The organism is Armatimonas sp. (genome assembly GCF_031410135.1).
GTDB lineage: Bacteria > Armatimonadota > Armatimonadia > Armatimonadales > Armatimonadaceae > Armatimonas.
In genome coordinates, this window is record NZ_JANNYP010000351.1 from 1 (window position 1) to 2,688 (window position 2,688).

The 2,688-nt window shown below is 52.9% G+C and carries 2 protein-coding genes; one reads left to right on the forward strand and one right to left on the reverse strand.

Features of this window, described 5'->3' with window-relative positions:
• Positions 1-1,554, forward strand: a 1,554-nt coding sequence (locus RMO15_RS12875; protein ID WP_309713072.1) for a recombinase zinc beta ribbon domain-containing protein, incomplete at its 5' end; no start/stop codon positions are given.
• 47 nt (positions 1,555-1,601) lie between these two features.
• Here the strand turns inward: RMO15_RS12875 and RMO15_RS12880 are convergent.
• Positions 1,602-2,651, reverse strand: coding sequence for an AAA-like domain-containing protein (locus RMO15_RS12880; protein ID WP_309713075.1), 1,050 nt, complete (start codon positions 2,649-2,651; stop codon positions 1,602-1,604).
• Positions 2,652-2,688 lie beyond the last annotated feature (37 nt).

Sequence of the window (2,688 nt, forward strand, 5' to 3'; positions counted from 1 at the left end):
ATCATCGCCTGGCATCCCGACCGACTTGCCCGCAACGAATTAGATGGATCGGCGATAACCTACCGGCTTCGCAAGGGAATTCTCAAAGAGATGGTGTTTGTCGAGTACACCTTCATCAACTCCCCAGAGGGCATCATGATGCTCCAGATGATCTTCTCCCAGAGTCAGTACTTTGTTTCCAAGCTCTCAATAGAAGTGACTCGTGGCTTGGAGGACAAGGTAGCGCTTGGCTGGAATCCACACCGTGCCCCACCAGGCTATGTCAACGATACGCATCTAAGCAAAGGCCAGAAATCCATCAGTCCCGACCCAGAGCGATTCCCATTGCTCCAACGTGCTTGGCATATGCTGGCGGACGGGGGGCACACCGTGGAGCAGGTGCGCAAGTTACTGAACGAGTCGTGGGGGTATCGTACCCCCATCAATGACGAGGGTGAGGGCGGTAAGCCATTGGCTCGCTCCTCGTTCTATCGGCTGCTCAGCAACGTTTTCTATGCTGGTCTTTTTTTCCATAGCGGCGAGATTCACAAGGGAGCCCATAAGCCCATGGTAACACTGGAGGAGTTCCAGCGCATTCAGGAGCGTATACGCCGCGAGAAGCTGGGTAAAGCGGGCGATCTGGTGAAGGAAGAGAATGCTGCGCTTAGACCCGTTCCACTGGCTTCCTCAACTAAGGATCTTTCCTTCTCGGGGTTGATTCGCTGTGCTCGCTGTGGCTCTCAAGTGACGGCGACCGTAAAGATCAAGCCTTCTGGGCGGCGTTATGTCTATTATCACTGCTCTAACAGTCGTGGGATGTGCCCGAGAGGCGGAGTGCGCGAGGAGGAGATTCAACTCCAAATCGAAGGGCTCCTTAAGGTGATTAGCATCAATGACACGTTCTACCGTTGGGCGATGGAAGACCTTGAGAAGGCTTTTCACAGCGTCCGCGCCGTGCAGGACGCGCAGCGAGCACAGCGCCGTCGAGCATTGGAAGATATTGAAAAAAAGCGTGATGGGCTAATCGACATGATGACGCGTAATCTGTTGGATGAGGAGGAGTATCGCCAGCGCCGCAGCCGACTACTGCTTGACAAGGAGCACTTACAAAAGGAGGAGCAGATGGGAGATGAGCAAGTGGAGCAGGTTCGTCAGACCTGCGTTAATGTTGTTGAGTTCGCCAAGAATGCTCATGACTGGCTGCTTTACGGCGAGGTTAACGTGAAGCGGCTCGTTGCTCAGCACCTTGTATCGAACTGGCGTCTTGATGGGAAAAATTTGATCCCAGAGCTTAATACTCTCCTTCGACCTCTGGCTGAAAATTATCCGTCCCTACTTCGGGAAATGGAACGTATCGAACTAGGAGGAATCGGCTCTGAGAGTACTAAAAAAGAGGCTATTGCCTCTATTCGTTCGGCATGGAGCGACATGTGGGACAATAATCGAACTCTTGCGAAAGGTAGTGGAGGTGTATTTCCTGATGTCGTCGCCAAGGTCAAAGCTGTTCTCGATGTACGCAGCTACCCTGACCGTCTCGCACTGCCTAATAATCCTAGCCTTCCAATGACACGTTAGCAAGATGACTTGCTTATGGTGAGATCTTCGTTTTTACGACAAATTCTTCATCGTGAGTTCTTCCGCTGAAGGAAGCGAGCATAGAGTGGACAGCGCATACGCGGCGCGTCACTAGCATCACCAGCCAAAACTCCGGCACTACGTAGCATCAAAAACGGTTCTGTGGCGCACGATTTACCCGCTATCACATCATCCACTGCAGAACGGTGCTCAGGGCGAGAATTAACGAATTCCTCCAATCGTTGTAAATGCTCCCCAAACGGCCCGTCAGCCTGATCGAGTTGCGGGAGTAGCTCAGAGAACAGGGCACCATCGTTTACGGCTTGCATGGCTTGCCCCATTAACCGAGGGTGTCCCGATAGAAGCGCGTACAAAGATGCTTGTTCCAAGGGGGCCAGTGGCTCTCCCAGCTCCTTGTTAAGCGTCTGGGCCTCATCGCTACTGAAGTCCGCCAGCTCGATTTTGAGCCCCACGTTAAACGGAGACTGGTTCAAGTCCTTTAGGAACAGTACTGCCTCAGTTGATGTCACAACCACAATTTTTAGGCGACGCCAAGTACGAGAAGCGAGCTGGGTTCGCTTGTCGTGCCAGGAGCGTAGGAGAGAAAAGAAATCGGGGCCACTTGGGGTGCCAAAAAGGCGATCTACCCGATCCATTGCCCAAAGAATTGTTGTCTCCATGTTCTGGTTGAGGACGCGCCGCTGTATAAACTGCTCCAGGCCAATCGTGGGCATCTTACTCACCCGGGCTTCATCCTCGGCAGTAGGGATCTCGCCTCCTTTTATCTGCGCCAGTTGCGCCGCAAGCTGGAGAAGAATTGCCAGGCAGAGGTTCTCCATTGTCTCAAATGCGGAACGGGGAAAGGCTTTAAAGTCGGTCACAAGCGTCATTGCGCCCCGTGCCTGCTCCTGGTGCAAGCAGCGAATCATGAGTGAAGACTTTCCCGTCTCACGCGGCCCCTTCACTAGAATGATGGAAGTATCGCTCCGGCGCACCGCTTCTTCTAGGAAGCGATCCGCAGGGCGAAGAACATAGCGATGATCTTCTGGGTGTAGGGCACCACCAGTTAATTTCTCTCTACTAATTTGATGGTTCATTTCAACTGAATCCTGTTTTTTCGGATCTGTGCCGTCT

Bases quoted from the DNA above. Each gene is read 5' to 3' on its own strand.
- RMO15_RS12880 (WP_309713075.1), bottom strand. From the start codon at position 2,651: ATGAACCATCAAATTAGTAGAGAGAAATTAACTGGTGGTGCCCTACAC.